The organism is Puia sp. P3 (assembly GCF_050632245.1).
GTDB lineage: Bacteria > Bacteroidota > Bacteroidia > Chitinophagales > Chitinophagaceae > Puia.
In genome coordinates this window covers 2,675,423-2,691,514 of record NZ_CP192583.1, presented here as the reverse complement: position 1 = coordinate 2,691,514, position 16,092 = coordinate 2,675,423, and the positions used below count along the sequence as shown (strand labels likewise).

The window sequence follows — 16,092 nt, the reverse complement described above, 5'->3', positions numbered from 1 at the left end:
AAGGGTGCAAATTTAACAATTTGCCCGCAATCTTGTTGACATTGTGCGAATTGGTAATAATTATGAAAGGTAAACGGGTCAACCGGGAAATTCCATAATTTGCCATTTATGCGGAGGTTTCTCCTTTTTCTTATGGTAGTTGCCGTTGCGGTATCGGCGCCGGCCGTGCTGACGGCTCAGGACATCACCGGTGTCTGGCAGGGTCATTTCCGATCTAAAGGCGGGGAGGCCATGCGTTCCGCCCTTTTCGACGACCGGTATAAATTCGAAGTCCAGATCGCGCAGACGGACAAGCGCTTCCAGGCCGTCACCTACTCCTATCTCTCGTCCCTTTTTTATGGCAAGGCCGCTGCTGCGGGCACCGTCAATGCACATACGGGAAAGGTCTTGTTACAGGAGGGGAAGCTGCTTGAGGTCCGCAACCAGGCAGGGGACGGGGTCTGTATCATGACCTGCTTTCTCCAGTATTCGAAGTCGGGAGACGAGGAATTTCTCGAGGGTTCGTATGTGAGCATGAATGTCCGGGACTCGTCCAACTGCGGGCGGGGGACTGTTTTTTTGCGGAAGGTAGCGTCCAGCGATTTTTATAAGGAGCCTTTTTTGGTGGAGAAGGAGAAGCATCTCGCGCATCCGCCGGCGGGCAGAGACAGCGCGGCTATAGCGAAGGCCGCGCCGCCGAAAAGGCCGGCGACGACTGGTAAGCCGGTGACCAAACCGCCGGTGACGGGCAAGCCGGTAGCTACGGCCCATCCGCCGACGACTGGTAATTCTGTAGCGACGACCAAACCGCCGGTGACGGGTAAGCCGGTAGCTCCGGCCCATCCGCCGGTGACGGGTAATCCTGTGGCGACGACCAAACCGGTGACCCGTCCCAAACCAGTGACGGAAAAGCCGGAGAAGAATCCGCCGCCGATGGCCAAACTGACCATGCCCCATGCGGCGGTGAGGCCAACCGATAGCGCCGGCACCGGGATGAGCCGGCATTTCGCGACCATTCCCCCACCCGTCCTGAAGACCCGCAGCAACCAGCTGGTCCGGACGCTGACAGTCAACGTCAACGAGGTCACCCTGAATATCTATGACGACGGGGTTATCGACCACGACACGATATCCATCTATCTCGATAACAAACAGGTCGTCAACCACGCCATGCTGACCGACAGGCCGCTGGTGCTGACGCTGCACCTCGACGAATCGAATGACTATCACGAGCTGGTGATGGTGGCGGAGAACGAGGGCGAGATCCCGCCCAATACCTCCCTGATGATCGTCAAAGCGGGAGACAAGGAATACGAGGTCCGCATTACCTCTACCGAGCAAAAGAATGCGGTGGTGCAATTCAAATATCAAAAATAGAAATGCGGGCCACACTTATACTGGTAAGCCTATTTATATCCTCTCTCTGCGGGCCGAAGACCTCAACGGCATCTGGAAAGGGACTCTGACGCAGGGGCCCGGAGGTTGTTTCCCCCGCTATTTCCTCGAACTTCAGATCAATTTCAGCGGGGACAGGGTCACGGGCAGGGCGTATGACTATTACGACAAGACGCACTATGTCAAGATGAGTTTTACCGGGCGCTATAACGCCCGGACCCACCGGCTGGTGATCATCGAAAACAAGGTCCTCGAAGCGAAGATCCCGCAGGACTGTCTTCCCTGTATCAAGACCTACGACCTCAACTATACGACGACGGGGAGCGAAGAGCAGCTGAGCGGCGACTGGAAAGGCGTTTTTTCCGAGAAGAACACGGTCTGTCCGCCGGGGAAGATCCAGCTGAAAAAGGAGACCGTCTCCGACTTTCCCGCGGATGTCGATCAGCCGGATACGCTGGCCCTGCTGCAGAGCAGTCTGCACCTGCAGCCAAGGGAAAAAGAACTGGTAAAGACCGTAACGGTCGGCAGTCCGCAGATAAAGATCGAGCTCTACGACAACGGGGAGATCGACGGCGATACGGTAACGGTATTGATCAACGGAAAACTGCTGCTCTACCGGCAAATGCTGACCGACAAGCCGCTAACGATCGATTTCAACGCCTTCCCGTCCACCGAATACGAGCTGGTGATGTACGCCAACAATCTCGGCACGATCCCTCCCAATACCGCGCTCATGATGGTGACGGCCGGAGACCGGAAATTCGAGGTCTATCTGTCGTCGAGCGAGCAGAAAAGCGCGGCGGTAAAATTCGTATACAAGCCTTAGTGGGCAAAGTCGATCGAGTCGGTGACCTCGCCGCAGCCCAGCATTTTGCTTTTGTATACCGGGTGTTTGTTTCCCAGATAGGGATTGACGACCTGACGGGTGTTGCTGAGCCAGTAGCCTTCTTCCGTCTCTTTAAATGCCATCGGGCATTTGATATGATAGATGATCTGTCCGTCGTATCTGACGGCATTGGCGAGCGTGTACAGGTAGTCGGTCATCATATTGAAGGACCGGCGGCGGGCTTCGATGCCGGTCTCGCCGGTAAAGGCTTTTGCTTCGCTGCTGACGCTGGCCATGAGGCTTTGGGCGGTCTGGATGATCGAAGAGTCGGCCTTCATGGTTTTGACGGGGAGGCTGTCGGCTTTGGAGCCGAGGGTGTAGGCGGCCTGGTCGGCCCTGGCGGTGTCCCAGTCTACCAGGGCGTCCTTCAATGTATAATATTGTGTTAACAATCCGGCAAAGGCGGTATCGAACTGGGTGGAATTCTTTCCGATGGTCAGGGGGTGCTCTTTTATTTCAATGGGCTTTACGGGTTTATCGAGCAGAAGTTTGTAGCCGAGGATTCCGACCACGACAAAGGCTAAGATCAGGAGAATGAATTTCTTCATTGAAGCGAAATTTACGTGAAGGTAACGGATAAAACGGATTAAATTTGCACCCATGTTAGCAGGACTACAGAACGTAACTTTTGAATTCGGAGCCCGGGTGATCGTAAAGGAAGCAACCTGGCATATTCAGCCCAATGAACGAATCGGTTTGATCGGTTATAACGGAACGGGTAAATCCACACTATTAAAATTATTTGTTGGCCAATACTCGCCATCTGAAGGCACGGTGGAGAAAGGCCGGAACACGACCATCGGCTATCTGCACCAGGACCTGTTGAGTTTCGACACGAACGGGTCGATCCTGGAGGTGGCGATGACCGCTTTTGAGCGGGTGCTGGAGCTGGAAAAAGAGATCGTTGAGCTGGGTCACCAGCTGGAGAAGGACCACGAGAACAACGACCTTCTGATCCGCTATACGGACGCGCTGCACGAGATGGATACCCTTGACGGGTATACGATCCACCACCGGACGGAAGAGATCCTGCAGGGGTTGGGATTCTCCAATTCCGACCTGACCCGTCCTTTCCGGGAATTCAGCGGTGGATGGCGGATGCGGGTGCTGCTGGCCAAGATGATCCTGCAGAAGCCCGACCTGCTGCTGCTGGACGAACCGACCAACCACCTTGACCTTCCGTCCATCGAGTGGCTGGAAAAATACCTGACGCACTATCAGGGTTCGGTGGTGATCGTGAGCCACGATAAATACTTTCTCAACCGGATGGTGACGAAGATCGTCGAACTCTATCAGCGGGAGCTGCATATCTATAACGGCAACTATAGCTTTTACGAGACGGAAAAGGTGCAGCGTGTGGAACTGCAGCAGCGCGCCTTCGAGAACCAGCAGGACTATATCCGCCAGCAGGAGCGGTTCATCGAAAGATTTAAGGCCAAGGCCAGTAAGGCGGCGGCCGCGCAGAGCGCGATGAAGAGGCTGGACAAGATCGAGCGGATCGAGGATGTGGAGATCGAGCGGCCCAATATCAAGATCAATTTCCGCGTGGACAAGACGCCCGGCCGGGTACTGGCGACGCTGAAGAATGCCACCAAGCATTTCGGCCCGATCAGTATCGTCGAGAATGCTTCGGCGGAGATCGACCGCGGCGACAAGATCGCGCTGATCGGAGCTAACGGTAAAGGAAAGTCGACCCTGCTGCGGATGGTGGCGGGGGCGGAGCCTTTTGAGGGCGAGAGGGTGTGGGGACATAATGTCGATGAAAGTTTTTATGCGCAGCACCAGCTGGAGGCGCTGGATGTCAACAATACCCTGCTGGAAGAGATGCAGCTTTGCGGCAGCCAGAAGACGGACCTCGAGCTGAGGGTGCTGCTGGGCTGTTTCCTGTTCAGCGGCGACGACGTCGACAAGAAGATCAAGGTCCTGAGCGGCGGTGAAAAGGCGCGTATCGCGCTGGCCAAGACGATCATCAGCAAGGCCAATTTCCTGCTGTTGGACGAACCGACCAACCATCTGGATATGCATTCCTGCGACCTGCTGATCGACGCCCTGAACAAATACGAGGGCAGCTTCCTGCTGGTCAGCCATGACCGTTATTTTATCTCCAAAACGGCCAATAAGATCTGGGAGATAGAGGACCACCAGATCCGTGAGTTCAAGGGAACATATGAGGAATGGGTGGAATGGAAGGAAAAGAATCTGGCGGCGAGGCAGGCAGCCGCCGCCGCGGTGAAGGCGGCACCTACGCCGGCCGCTGTGAAACCGGCCCCTGCGCCGGCCGCGGTTGTCAACAAGCCCGCGCCCGTAGCCGAGGCGCCGAAGCCCGCCGCCGCACAGCCCATCAACAAGGAAACCAAGAAAGAGCTGCAGCGCCAGCAGCGCATTTTTCAGGAACTGGAACAAAAATAGCGACACTGACCGCACAAAGGGCCAGGCTCGAAGCATCCCTCGCCGATCCTTCTACGTATTCAGATAAGAATAAGTTTGTAGCCGCTGAAGCGGACTATAAACAGGCTTCCGACGAACTGGCAAAGGCTAACGGTCAGTACGAACAGGTCTTCGAGAAGATCATGGAGCTGGAAAAGGCGTTATAAATGAGAATACAGCACCTATTATTTGGCTTGTTGCTCCTGCCCGCGGGGATGGTCGTTGCGCAGGTGGGGCAAAGGCCGAAGATCGGTGTGACCCTCAGCGGGGGCGGCGCCAAGGGGCTGGCCCATATCGGCATCCTCAAGGCCATCGACAGCGCGGGGCTAAAGGTCGACTATATAACGGGCACCAGTATGGGCTCGATCATCGGCGGCCTATACGCAGTAGGCTATTCCGCGGACAGCATCGAGAAGATCGCGCGCCGTATCAACTGGGATCTGATCCTTTCCAACCAGTCGAGCATGCGAAGTATGATCATGGAGGAAAAGGACGAATACGGCAGATACGACGTCGAGCTGCCCTGGGTTAACCACTGGTTTCGTCTGGCGACGGGGGTGATCGAGGGGCAGGAGCTCTGGCTGAAATTCTCCGAGCTGTTTCGTCCGGTCTACAATTTGAAAGATTTCTCCAAATTCCCGATCCCCTTCAAGTGTATCGCAACCGATGTCTCGACCGGTGAGCCGGTAGTGCTGGACTCCGGCGAGATCGTGTCCGCGCTCCGGAGCAGTATGGCTATCCCTTCGGTGTTCACGGCGGTGGAATACAACGGACGCAAGCTGGTGGATGGAGGGGTGGTACATAATTTCCCTGTGAGAGACGTCATCGAGATGGGCTCGAATATCGTCATCGGGAGCAATGTCTCCGGGCCGTTGCGCGCCTCGAAAGACTTTACCAATCCGCTGCAGGTGATCCTGCAGGTGGCCTTCTTCCGGGAGGCGGCGGACACCAAGACTCAGATACCGTTGTGCAATATCTATGTGAACCAGCCGCTGGAGAAGTATGGGATGGGGAATTTCGGGGAGGCGAAACAGATCATCGACACGGGGGTCGAAGAAGGGCGGCGTCTCTATCCGCGGCTCAAGCAGCTGGCCGACTCGCTGAATGCGATCTACGGTCCGCAGGAGGTGGTAAAGAACCGCCTCCCGAGTGTTTATCCCGTGAAAGTTTCTTCCTATGTCGTCCATGGCCTGCAGCGTACCAATGAAGGGTTCTTTATCCAGAGCATGGACCTGTCGACCAATAAATATTATACGGCCGCCAATTTTTCGCGGATGATCCGCCGTGCGTTCGGTACGCGCTACTATAACCGTATCACCTACTCGCTGGAGCCGCAGCCGGACAGCACGAGCAGGGTCGTCTTCGACGTGGAGGAGAATCCGCTGACCTTCGCCAAGCTCGGGCTCAACTACAACCAGTTCAGCGGTATCAGCGCCATCCTGAACCTGACCACGCGCAATTTCTTTACCCCCACTTCGCGCAGTCTGGTGACGGTCAACGTAGGCCAGAATTTCCGGATCCGGGGAGAACACCTGCAGTACTTCAGCCGCCGCGCCAATTTCGCATTCAATCTGAATACGCAGTACGACGCCTTCCGGATCACCACCTATAACGACAAGTACAAGGAAGCCGGTCTTTACGACCAGCAGTACTGGCGGGCGGACGCCCATTTCGGCTATAGCACCAACCGCGACCTGACGTTCGGGCTGGGCGGGAGGTTTGAGTGGACCGACTATGATCCTTCGATCAGTTCGAGCCTCGAATTCAAGGGGCATAATACGTTCTTTACCGGATATGCTTTTATCCGAAGCAATACGCTGGACAGGCCCCTCTATCCGCGAAGGGGTATAAAATTGCAGGCGGAGGCGGATCATGTCTTCCCGCAGACGCCGAAGGTGGACTATTTCGGGTCTTCGCAGAATGCGTCGGACACGAGTTTTTCCAGTGCCTCGTACGAGCGGTTCCTGCTGGACTTCGAAAAATATTTTGCCGTGAGTGACAAGTATACGTTGTTCGTGCGGGCGCAGGGCGGGCTCAACCTGCACTATGGCCACAATATCATGAACGAGTTCTCGATCGGCGGGATGGTCAGCCAGTTCCACAACCAGGTGGCTTTTGCGGGACTTCGGGAAGGGACCTTCTATTCTTCGAGTATCGCGGAAGGCGTGCTGGGGCTCCGGTATCAGCTGTTCAGCAATGTGCTGGTCACGGGCCGGGCGAATATTTTGTTCAATAACTTCATCAACAAGAGTAATTTCTTTAGGACGCCGGATTTTCTCTCCGGGTACGCGCTGACGTTCTCCTATAATTTTGCGCTGGGTCCGCTCGAGCTGAGCGCGATGTACAACGACCAGTCGAGGCAGGTGCTGGGGTATGTGAATATCGGGATCCCGTTCTAGGAGCGTTGCTGACGCGGTCGGGGCCCGATCCAGGCGCCTTCGGGGCCGGCCAATGGGGGCCTATTCGCGGGCCTTCAGAAAATCACTGACGATATAGCTGATAAGTCTTCCCGTCGAAGGGTTGCTGCAGCCGTTGCCGAGGCAGACGGCTCCTTCGCAGATATGCAGGTAGGCGATTTTCGAGTCAATCGCGGCGAAGGTCACGTACTGGCGGGCGTGCAGGGGTGTCAGGCCGGAAGGCGGCAGCCCGGTGCCGGGGACGTGGGCGATGGCGTCGAGGTCGATCTCGAGGCCGATATAGCTGTCTTCCGTAAATCCGGTCGCGTGGGCCACGGCCTGCGTGAAGGTCCTTTTCTCCAGCACGAAGATGTCCTCGTAGGTGATGCAGTCGACGAAGGGGTTGTTGAGTATATCGGTCCAGACGTTCTGCGGCAGGTGGCTCTCCTGCACGCCGATGACGCAATATTTCTCGAGGAATCCGTCCTCTTCCGCGTAGCGAAAGCCGTTGGCGCTGTGGCGGCCTTCGACGGGGCTGAACTCGGGGTGTGCGTCGAGGTTGACGGCGTTGATCTGGGCGATGTTCGTCAGCCCCGCCTTGTGGAGTCCTTTGGCGGCGCCTTTGATCAGCGGGTAGGTGTTGTTGTGTCCGCCGCCGATGACGATGGGGATCTTTCCGGCGGACGTGATGATCCGGATCAGTGGTTCCACGGCCTCGTCGATGGTATGTACCGCGTGGCGGTAGGCGTCGAGTTTCTCGTCGGGGTTCAAGGCGTTGGCTTCGATGAGGCGGCCCAGGTCGCTGAAGTCGAAATGGCCCAGGACCAGGACGCTGCCGCCCACGAGAAAGTCGTTGCTCTGGATGTTGAGGAAGTCTTTTAAAAAGGACCACCAGGCCAGTTCGGTCGGGCCGTGTCCGTTGCGGGCGTGGCCGGCGTAGGCCAGGATGCCGAGGTCTTCAGGGATGCCCAGCAGGACGTATTCCGCGGGCGATTTTTCGATGGACGCCGCGATATTGCCTGGGTCCGCTATGGTCAGCACTTCTTCTCCCAGCCGGGTCTCGAACTTGCGGACTTTCGTGAATGCCAGTATATCCGATTTGCTGTAGACTTTTAGCTGTGACATATCCTGAAGTTTAGATGCTGAATTTACGACAAATTCGGTGGGTGGAGCCGGGATCGGTGGAAATCGGTAGGGGCCGCGCGGGCCGGTGGGGTCGGTGGTTCCGCGGGGCCGGTGGTTCCGCGCGGGCCGGGTCAGACCTCAATCTTTTCGTCGACGATCTCGCGAATTACCGTTTCCGTCTCGATGGTGAATTCCTCGGAGGGCGGCGCCTTTGGCGAGGATATCCTTTACGAAGGCTTTGTCGTCGTAGCCGGCGGCGTTGATCCGCACGTTCATATAGGCTCCGAGGACGGCGGCCCGGACGCAGAGCGCGCCGACGCCGGCGTCGCTGATGGAATTGGGGTTACCGTGGATCGCCATGGCTTTTATCAGGTCCAAGCAGGCGTAGGCGGTTTCCATCACTTTGAACGGGATCTCGATGGCCGTGCGGGTGGCGGCCTGTATTGCGGCGTGGCGGATGGCCTTCTCTTCGTCGTTGCCTTTGGGCAGGCCAAACGCCGCCATGATCCCATTGAAGGCGTGGGTATCGGCGTCTACCAGCCGGATCAGCTGGTCCTTGTAGCCCTGGCCTTTTTCGGCCCAGTCGCTAAATTCCTTCCAGCGTTGGTCCCAGCCTTTTTTGTGCGAGGAAAGGTTGGCGACCATGGTGGCGAGGGATGCGCCGAGGGCGCCGGCATAGGCCGCAATGGAGCCGCCGCCCGGGGCGGGGCTTTCGCTGGCCGTCTCGTCGGCGAAGTCTTTCAGGGAGAGGCTGACGAGTTTTGCGTCGGTGTTCTTTTTTAGTAAGTATTCGATGATCCTTTCTTCGGGGACGAAGGGGGCCAGTTCGTCGAGGCCCATGGAGAGTACGGCGATGCGGATCAGTTCTTTCTCCGATACGCCCGTGCTGCGCTGTTGTTTGGTGAGGAAATATTTTCCGGCGTCGAGCATGGACTGGAGGGGGATCAGTCCGACGAGTTCGCTGCCGGTCACGCGCAGACCGCGGTCGGCGGCGGATTTGCAGACGGCGTCGAAGGCGATATGGACGGGGTCGCTCTGATATTGGTCAGGTTCATCGAGATCTGGGCGATGCCGTACTCTTCGATATACCAGCCGATGGCTTTGACGAATTTGAGTGTTCCGGGTGTGTTTACGGGTTTGCCCTGCGCGTCTCTGACGGGTTTGCCGGTGGCGGGGTCGAGTTTGGCGCGGCCGGCCTCGCGGACGTCGAAGGCGACGGAGTTGGCGCGTCGCGTCGAGGTCGTATTGAGGTTGACGTTATAGGCTACGAGGAAGTCGCGGGCACCGATGACGGTGGCGCCGCGGCGGGCGTCGAATTCGGCCGGGCCGAAGTCGGGCTTCCATTCGGGTAGTTTTATCTTTTTGAAGAAGCCTTCGTATTCTCCGGCGCGGATGACGGACAGATTGCTGCGGTTTTTATCGGGCTGGGCGGCTTCGTAGCAATAGACGGGGAGCTGGAGTTCCCTGCCGACTTTTTCGGCCAGTTTTTTGGCCCATTCGGCGGTCTCTTCCATGCTGATGCCGGCGACGGGTATGAGGGGGCAGACGTCGGTGGCGCCCATGCGGGGGTGTTCGCCTTTGTGGCTGCGCATGTCGATGAGCTCTCCGGCTTTTTTGATGGCGAGAAATGCGGCTTCGACGACGGCGGCGGGTGTTCCGACAAAGGTGACGACGGTGCGGTTGGTGGCCTTACCCGGGTCGACGTTGAGCAGGCGAACGAAGGGAACGGTCTCTATCTCGTCGGTGATCTGTTTGATGATGGCCGGGTTGCGGCCTTCGCTGAAATTGGGGACGCATTCGATGATCTGATCCATAATAAGGTAGTGTGTTTTGACAAGCTTTGTTTCTGGCCACGGCGGGCCTCAGGGCGGCAAGTTAAGTAATTTTCAGTCCGCGGGTTCCGTTCGACGCCGTGGCCGGACGAAATCCAGCGGGCTGTTTTTGAAATACCTCCAGAGGATGCCCAAAAACTCCGGATACTCGCGCATTCGCACTCCGCGGCTGCGGGCGGCGACGAAAAAGGCGAGGGAAAAGCTGGTAAGGAAATTCAGGAAGCCGATGCCGAGCACGCCCAGGATGACGGCAGTCAGGTGCCAGGGTTCGATGCCGCCGAATCCGAGACCATAAACGGCCAGCGAGGTGTTGCCGGCGGAGATCGTGATGTGCCGGATCTCGAAATGCGTGCCGAAGATCTCGCCCCAGAATCCCGCCATTCCCAGAAAGAAGCCCAGGCAGATATTGCCGATCAGCGAGCCGGCGTGGTGTTCGACGTAGTCGGCCAGTCGTCGCCTCCGGTCTTCGGGCATGGATAGCCGCAGGATGGGATGGGCTTGCAGCCGCAGGCTGATATTGCTGTACTGGATCTTGTTCTGCACGTAGCCGGCGATGATGCCGCTGAGGAAGAGGAATACGCCGGTGTTGCAGGCGTAGAGGAGGGAAAGGCTTTCCTGGGGTGCTGGTCGCGGAGCATTTGTCTCGCGGCGTCGCCGGATACTAATTTGACGCCCATGATCTTTTCGTAGGCCCAGGCGATCAGCCAGCAGCCGGGGAAGACGACGACCAGATTGCCAGCGAAGGAGGCGATCTGGCTGCGGGAGACTTTGGCGACGGTGACGGCGAGATTGTAGAGATTGGGCTGTCCCGCTTTTGTATCGAGTGAGCTGGCCACGGCGCTCGCGGTGAAAGCGGGCTGTTTTGTGGCAAGGGTGGTGTGCGTTTCTTCGATGAGGATGAAGCCGAGGCTATAGTTGATGCTGTAGGCGAAGCCGTGCCAGAAGATGGCCATCGGGATCCTGGTCAGCAGGTTCTTGATGAGTACGACGAGGCAGATCCATGCGCCGCCGCCCATCGCGCTTTTGACCATGCCGCGGTATTCGGCCCATGTCGCGGTAATGTATTTGCTGCCTTTCGCCCCCTTGTGTTCCGCTATCTGGTAGGCGAGATAGCCCATGGACTGGTGCATGAATTCGAGGATGCTGTTCTTTCTGTTCTCGTTGCGGACCAGCATCCGGAAGAAATCGACGAAGTTCGCGACATTGAAGGCATGATCCTTGTCGAGGAGGTCAACGAGGATGGACATACGCTCCAGCCGGTTGGTCAGCAGGAGGAGCATATAGGTCTGGTGAAGGCTGGCGCCGCGTTCAGAATGGTTGTTCCTGATGTATTCGATGCAGTCGCGGCACAGGGCTAGCTGCTTGTTGATGCCTGCGGCGATGGCCGTCGGGGGTGTCGACTCCTGTCTGTCGATAATCCACTCTTCCAGTTGGCGGACGAGGTAGTTTTGTTCGACGAAAGGATTGTTCTCGCGGTATGGTTCGGGTATGTAGAGCAGCACGTCTTTCTCGAGGCCGAGCTGTGCGACCTGGAAGGACAGGGTCTTCATGGCCTGCATCAGCTGCAGGAGGATGCGGCGGTCGTCGATGTGGAGGGAGAGGCCGAGGCTTTGGAAGAATTCCATCCAGACCGTGGGGGATGTCCTCTACCCAGCGGTAGTCGTCACTGCGGAAGAAAACGCGGTTCAGTACATAGAGGAAGTCGTTGCGGTGCTGGAGGGGCGGAAGGAGTTTGTGGCGGAGGCGGCCGAAGAATTCCTGCCAGAAACCGCGGGACATGGGGATACCGCTCTCTACGAGGGCCGGTGAGAGGTCGGTGCCGATGAGTTGGGAGAGCAGCGCCTGGCGAAACTCGCTCAGGAGCGGAGGGTTTTCGCTCTGCTGAGGGTTTTCGCTCTGCGGAGGGTTTTCGTTCCGTGACGGAGGGTTTTCGTGCAGCCGCGCGATCAGGCGTTCGAGGTTGAGCCGGGCGTCGCGTCGGCCTTTGGCGGGGCGCACTTCGGCGATCAGGGCTACGAGGAAGTCCAGTCCGGTTGGGGCGTCAGGCTTTGATTTTTTCTTCCGTCCGAACATAGTCCTGTTTTAAGTGGGTTCTCCGTTGATAAATACCTGTGCGATGAGGTTGGTGCCGAAGGAATAGGGCAGATAGGCCAGGGAGGGGATGGGGCGGGTGAGAATCAGGTTCGCCTTTTTGCCGGCGGTGATGCTCCCCAGCCGGTCGCCGAGCGACATGGCAAAGGCGCCGTTGATGGTCGCCGCGTTGATGGCTTCTTCCGGGAGCATGCTCATCTGGATACAGCTCGATGGCCACGACGAGGTTCATATTCCCGCTGGGGCTGGAGCCGGGGTTGAAGTCTGTCGCCAGGGCGATGGCGCAGCCGGCGTCGATGAGTTGCCGCGCCGGTTGAAAGGGCATGCGCAGGAAGAATGCCGCCGTGGGCAGGAGGGTGCCGATGGTTGGTGAGGCGGCGAGGGTATTGATCGTGTGTTCGTCCATCGTCTCGAGGTGGTCGACGGATAGGGCGTTGAGTTTGACGCCTACCTCTACCCCACCCGACAGGTTCAGCTGGTTGGCGTGGATCTTGGGGATCAGTCCGTGGGCCATGCCTGCGCGGACTATTGTCTCTGTCTCTTCGGGGCTGAAGAAGCCTTTTTCGCAGAAGACGTCGATATAGTCTGCGAGGCCTTCTTTGGCGATGACGGGAAGCATTTCGTAGATGATGCTGTCGATATACCCCTGGTGGTTTTCTTTGAACTCCGCCGGATAGGTATGGGCACCGAGAAAGGTCGCTTTTATGGCGAGCGGGGATTTTTGTTTGAGGCGTTTGATGACGCGCAGCATTTTGAGCTCGCCTTCCACCGTGAGGCCATAGCCGCTCTTGATCTCTATCGCGCCGGTACCTAGCTGCGTGAGTTCGTTCAGTCTTTGCCAGGCGGAATTGAACAGATCGTCTTCTTTCGTAGCGGCGAGTTTGCGGGCGGAGTTGAGGATGCCTCCGCCTTTGGCGTTGATCTCGGCGTAGCTGAGCCCTTTAAGCTTGTCTACGAATTCGGATTCTCTTGAACCGGCAAAAACGAGGTGGGTATGGCTGTCGCACCAGGCGGGGAGAATGGTTCCGCCTGCGGCGTCGATGGAATCTCCCGTGACGGAGTTTAGGACAGATGGGTCCCGCGGTTCACGTCGTTTGGCCAGTTCGGGGGGCATCTCTGTCATCGGTCCGAAGTCCGCGATCCGGTCGTCTTCGATGAGCAGCCATGCATTATGGATGGAGGGCAGCGAAGCCAGTTCGGGGCCGCGAAGCGGTTGCGTCGCGCTGTGTATGCCGGCGAGCTGTCCTATGTTGTAGATGAGTCGGGTGGGCATGCCGTAAGATAGGGATTTTATAAAAAATCGGCCTTGTCGAGTTTGCGGCCGATGCGGCAGGCTGCGTTGATGAGTCCGACGTGGCTGTAGGTCTGGGGGAAGTTGCCCCACTGTGAGCCGTCGGGCATGGCGTCCTCGCTGAAGATGCCGAGGTGGTTGCTGAAGGCCAGCACCTGGTTGAGGTTGTGCATGGCGTCGTCGATGCGGCCCACGCAGGCCAGCGCGTCGATATACCAAAAGGCGCAGACGAGGAAGGTGCTTTCGGGGAAGCCGAAGTCGTCGTAGTGTTTGTAGCGGTAGAAGAGGCCGTTGTCGGCGAGCAGCTCTTTTTCCAGGGCGATAATATGGTTCTTTGCCGTGTCGGACCTGTGGTCGAGGTAGTCCATGGTGATCATCGAGAGCGTGCTGGCGTCGAGATTGGAAGTGCCGACGGCCTGTGTGTATAGTTTGCGAACGGGGTCGTAGGTCTGCTGGATCATCTGGTCGGCGGCGACGGCGATGCGGCTGGCTCTGGTCATCAGCGAATGGTCGCCGAAGTGCATTGCGATCTTATAGGCGGCCTTTGCGCCGGCCCAGTGAAAGAGCAGCGTATAGGTATGCACCTGTTCGGAGTTGCGAAATTCCCAGAGGCCGGAATCGGGCAGGGCCATGGTTCGTTCGATCTGGCTGAGCAGCCAGGGCACGAGGCGCTGGTAACTGCTCTTTTTCATGAAGAGCAAGCGTTTGTCGGAGTACAGCGGCAGGAGGCTGACCAGCACCTGTCCGTAGACGTCATGCTGTGACTGGATATAGGCCTTGTTGCCGATACGTACCGGCTTGTTGCCGAGATAGCCGGGGAGGTCGAGGGTCATCTCGTGCAGCTTCTTGTCCCCGCCGATGGAATATAGCGGCTGGAGGGAGTCGGTGGCGTTGTGGAGGATATTGTAGATGAAATCGAAATATTTTTCCAGCTCTTCGAAGTGGCCGATCTGGTTGAAGGCCCGAAGGGTGTAGTGGGCATCGCGGAACCAGCAGTAGCGGTAGTCCCAGTTGCGGGTGCTGTCGTGGAATTCCGGAAGGCTGGTGGTGCCGGAGGCGATGATCCCGCCGGTGTCCTCGTATTGGTGGAGTTTCAGTACGAGGGCGCTGCGGATGATCTCTTCCTGGTAGATGTCGGGCAGGTAGGAGCTCTTGATCCATGACTGCCAGTCTTCGGCGGTCTTGCGGATGAACTCTTCGGCGGTCTCTTTGAGTGGGGCTTCGAGTGGTTCGCCGTAGGTGAGGACGAGGTAGCGGTCCTGGTCGAGGATGAAGGATTTTTCTTTCTGGATATAGGTGAGCGGGATGTCGGCGGTCAGCCGGACCTGCTGTTCGAGGTTGAGATAGCGGATATGGTTGCTGGCGATCACCGACTCGGGAACCTGTCTGCCGTAGTCGCCGCGGGGCTGGCAGCTGATGGTGATCGCCGGTGTGCCTTCGAGGAGCTGGATCTTGCGGACGAGCATCAGCGGCCGGAACTGCCGTTCGTAGATGCGCATGCGCGGCGCGCAGTCGATGACGACGAATTTGCCGTCGGCGCAGGTGAATTCGGTGCAGAGGACGTTGGTATTGGTGATATAGTACTGGCGGGCCTGGGCGTTCTCGTCGGAGGGTCTGATATAGAAATGTCCGCCGTTGTCTTCGTCGAGGAGTGAGCCGAAGATGCTGCTGCTGTCGAACCGGGGAAGGCACATCCATTTGACGTCCGCTTTCATGTCGATGTAGGCGAGGTATGAGCAATTCCCGATGATGCCCATGTTGTATTTGTGAACCGGCATAGTTACTACACTTTTTCCGTTGTTGGTGTATTTGAGCTGACAGGGACTAACAGTGAGTTCAGCAGCGGCAGCACCTGCTGCTGCGACAGGATGGTATACTGGGCGGCGGATGCGCCGTTGTTGACCTTGATCGTGTAGGCTTCTCCTTCGAGCGCCTTGAACATGTCCTCGTCGGTGGTATCGTCGCCGAGGCAGAGGACGAAGTCGGGATCCGTCTCGCCTACGATGCGGAGGGCGGATGCGCCCTTGTCGAAGCCGGAGATGCGGACCTCGACGACCTTGTTGCCGTCGATGACCTGGAGTGTGGTGTTCTGGATCAGTTGGGACAGGGTACTCAGCAGTTCGCGGCTGCGGGAGAAGCCGAGTCCCGTCTGTGTGTTCCGGTAGTGCCAGGCGATGGTATTGGTCTTTTCCTCGATGAAGGAGCCGGCGCAGCGGATGACGAAGGCCTGCATGACGCGGCGGATCTCGTCCTTCCACAGGTCGGATACCGAGACCATCTGCTGCCAGCTGCCATTTCTCGGGCGGGTGCTGGCGCCGTGTTCGGCCACGAGGGTCACGGGCAGGGAGCCCAGCCAGCGGTCGAGCGAAGACAGGTCGCGGCCGCTGATGATCGCGACGTGGTTTCTGGTGTCGGCGGAAAGTCTGGACAAAATGTCTTTGACGGAGTTGTCCGGGGCCGCTTCCGACGGGATGCGGGAGAAGGGGACCAGGGTGCCGTCGTAGTCGAGCAGCAGGCAGCGGTTGCCGGAGCGCTGGTAGTGGCGGCGTATGGAGGTGAGCGTTTTTTCGTCGAGGACCTTCACTTTCTGTTTGCGCTGTTCTGCCTTCACCTGCTGGAGCTGGTCCATAAAGTCGTTGACCCATTTGAATACGTCATATTCCTGGAGCC

Annotated in this window: 11 protein-coding genes and 2 pseudogenes; 4 read left to right on the top strand and 9 right to left on the bottom strand. The window is 57.9% G+C overall.

Annotated features, from left to right (window positions below; translation table 11 throughout):
- Positions 1-108 precede the first annotated feature (108 nt).
- Both ACQ86N_RS16185 and ACQ86N_RS16180 read left to right on the top strand, forming a co-directional pair.
- Positions 109-1,356, top strand: a complete 1,248-nt coding sequence (locus tag ACQ86N_RS16185) for a hypothetical protein (RefSeq protein ID WP_431216042.1) — start codon at positions 109-111, stop codon at positions 1,354-1,356.
- Entirely contained in the window at positions 1,325-2,200 is an 876-nt protein-coding gene (locus ACQ86N_RS16180) for a hypothetical protein (protein WP_431216041.1), read from the top strand. The genes ACQ86N_RS16185 and ACQ86N_RS16180 overlap by 32 nt, the downstream gene beginning before the upstream one ends.
- Here the strand turns inward: ACQ86N_RS16180 and ACQ86N_RS16175 are convergent.
- Positions 2,197-2,808 carry a DUF3347 domain-containing protein gene (locus ACQ86N_RS16175; protein WP_431216040.1) on the bottom strand — a complete coding sequence of 204 codons (612 nt, stop codon included), beginning with the start codon at positions 2,806-2,808 and terminating at the stop codon, positions 2,197-2,199. The genes ACQ86N_RS16180 and ACQ86N_RS16175 overlap by 4 nt on opposite strands.
- Before the next feature lie 52 nt (positions 2,809-2,860).
- Here ACQ86N_RS16175 and abc-f point away from each other — a divergent pair, with 52 nt between their 5' ends.
- Both abc-f and ACQ86N_RS16165 read left to right on the top strand, forming a co-directional pair.
- Positions 2,861-4,669 carry a ribosomal protection-like ABC-F family protein gene (gene abc-f / locus ACQ86N_RS16170; protein WP_431216039.1) on the top strand — a complete coding sequence of 603 codons (1,809 nt, stop codon included), beginning with the start codon at positions 2,861-2,863 and terminating at the stop codon, positions 4,667-4,669.
- Between the two features lie 185 nt (positions 4,670-4,854).
- Entirely contained in the window at positions 4,855-7,086 is a 2,232-nt protein-coding gene (locus ACQ86N_RS16165; protein ID WP_431216038.1) for a patatin-like phospholipase family protein, read from the top strand.
- A 60-nt stretch (positions 7,087-7,146) separates the two neighbouring features.
- Here ACQ86N_RS16165 and ACQ86N_RS16160 read toward each other — a convergent pair whose 3' ends face one another.
- The 8 genes and pseudogenes from ACQ86N_RS16160 to otsB all read right to left on the bottom strand — a co-directional run bounded on the left by ACQ86N_RS16160 (position 7,147) and on the right by otsB (position 16,051).
- Entirely contained in the window at positions 7,147-8,208 is a 1,062-nt protein-coding gene (locus ACQ86N_RS16160) for an arginase family protein (RefSeq protein WP_431216037.1), read from the bottom strand.
- Between the two features lie 138 nt (positions 8,209-8,346).
- The gene (locus ACQ86N_RS16155) at positions 8,347-9,180 is read right to left on the bottom strand and encodes a cyclodeaminase/cyclohydrolase family protein (protein WP_431216036.1); all 834 of its coding nucleotides are present in this window, start codon (positions 9,178-9,180) and stop codon (positions 8,347-8,349) included.
- Positions 9,177-10,022 (bottom strand): glutamate formimidoyltransferase, encoded by an 846-nt coding sequence (gene ftcD, locus ACQ86N_RS16150; protein WP_431216035.1) that lies wholly within the window; start codon positions 10,020-10,022, stop codon positions 9,177-9,179. Before ftcD ends, ACQ86N_RS16155 begins: the two co-directional genes overlap by 4 nt.
- Positions 10,023-10,094: 72 nt before the next feature.
- Positions 10,095-11,590, bottom strand: a pseudogene (locus ACQ86N_RS16145) (hypothetical protein).
- A gap of 142 nt (positions 11,591-11,732) precedes the next feature.
- A pseudogene (locus ACQ86N_RS16140) lies at positions 11,733-12,113 on the bottom strand (hypothetical protein); the annotation flags it as partial.
- Positions 12,082-13,404, bottom strand: a complete 1,323-nt coding sequence (gene hutI, locus ACQ86N_RS16135) for an imidazolonepropionase (protein ID WP_431216034.1) — start codon at positions 13,402-13,404, stop codon at positions 12,082-12,084. The pseudogene ACQ86N_RS16140 and the gene hutI, both read right to left, overlap by 32 nt.
- A 17-nt stretch (positions 13,405-13,421) precedes the next feature.
- On the bottom strand, positions 13,422-15,200 hold the full coding sequence (locus tag ACQ86N_RS16130) for a glycoside hydrolase family 15 protein (RefSeq protein WP_431216033.1): 1,779 nt from the start codon (positions 15,198-15,200) through the stop codon (positions 13,422-13,424).
- A gap of 5 nt (positions 15,201-15,205) precedes the next feature.
- Positions 15,206-16,051 (bottom strand): trehalose-phosphatase, encoded by an 846-nt coding sequence (otsB, locus tag ACQ86N_RS16125; protein WP_431217439.1) that lies wholly within the window; start codon positions 16,049-16,051, stop codon positions 15,206-15,208.
- Positions 16,052-16,092 lie beyond the last annotated feature (41 nt).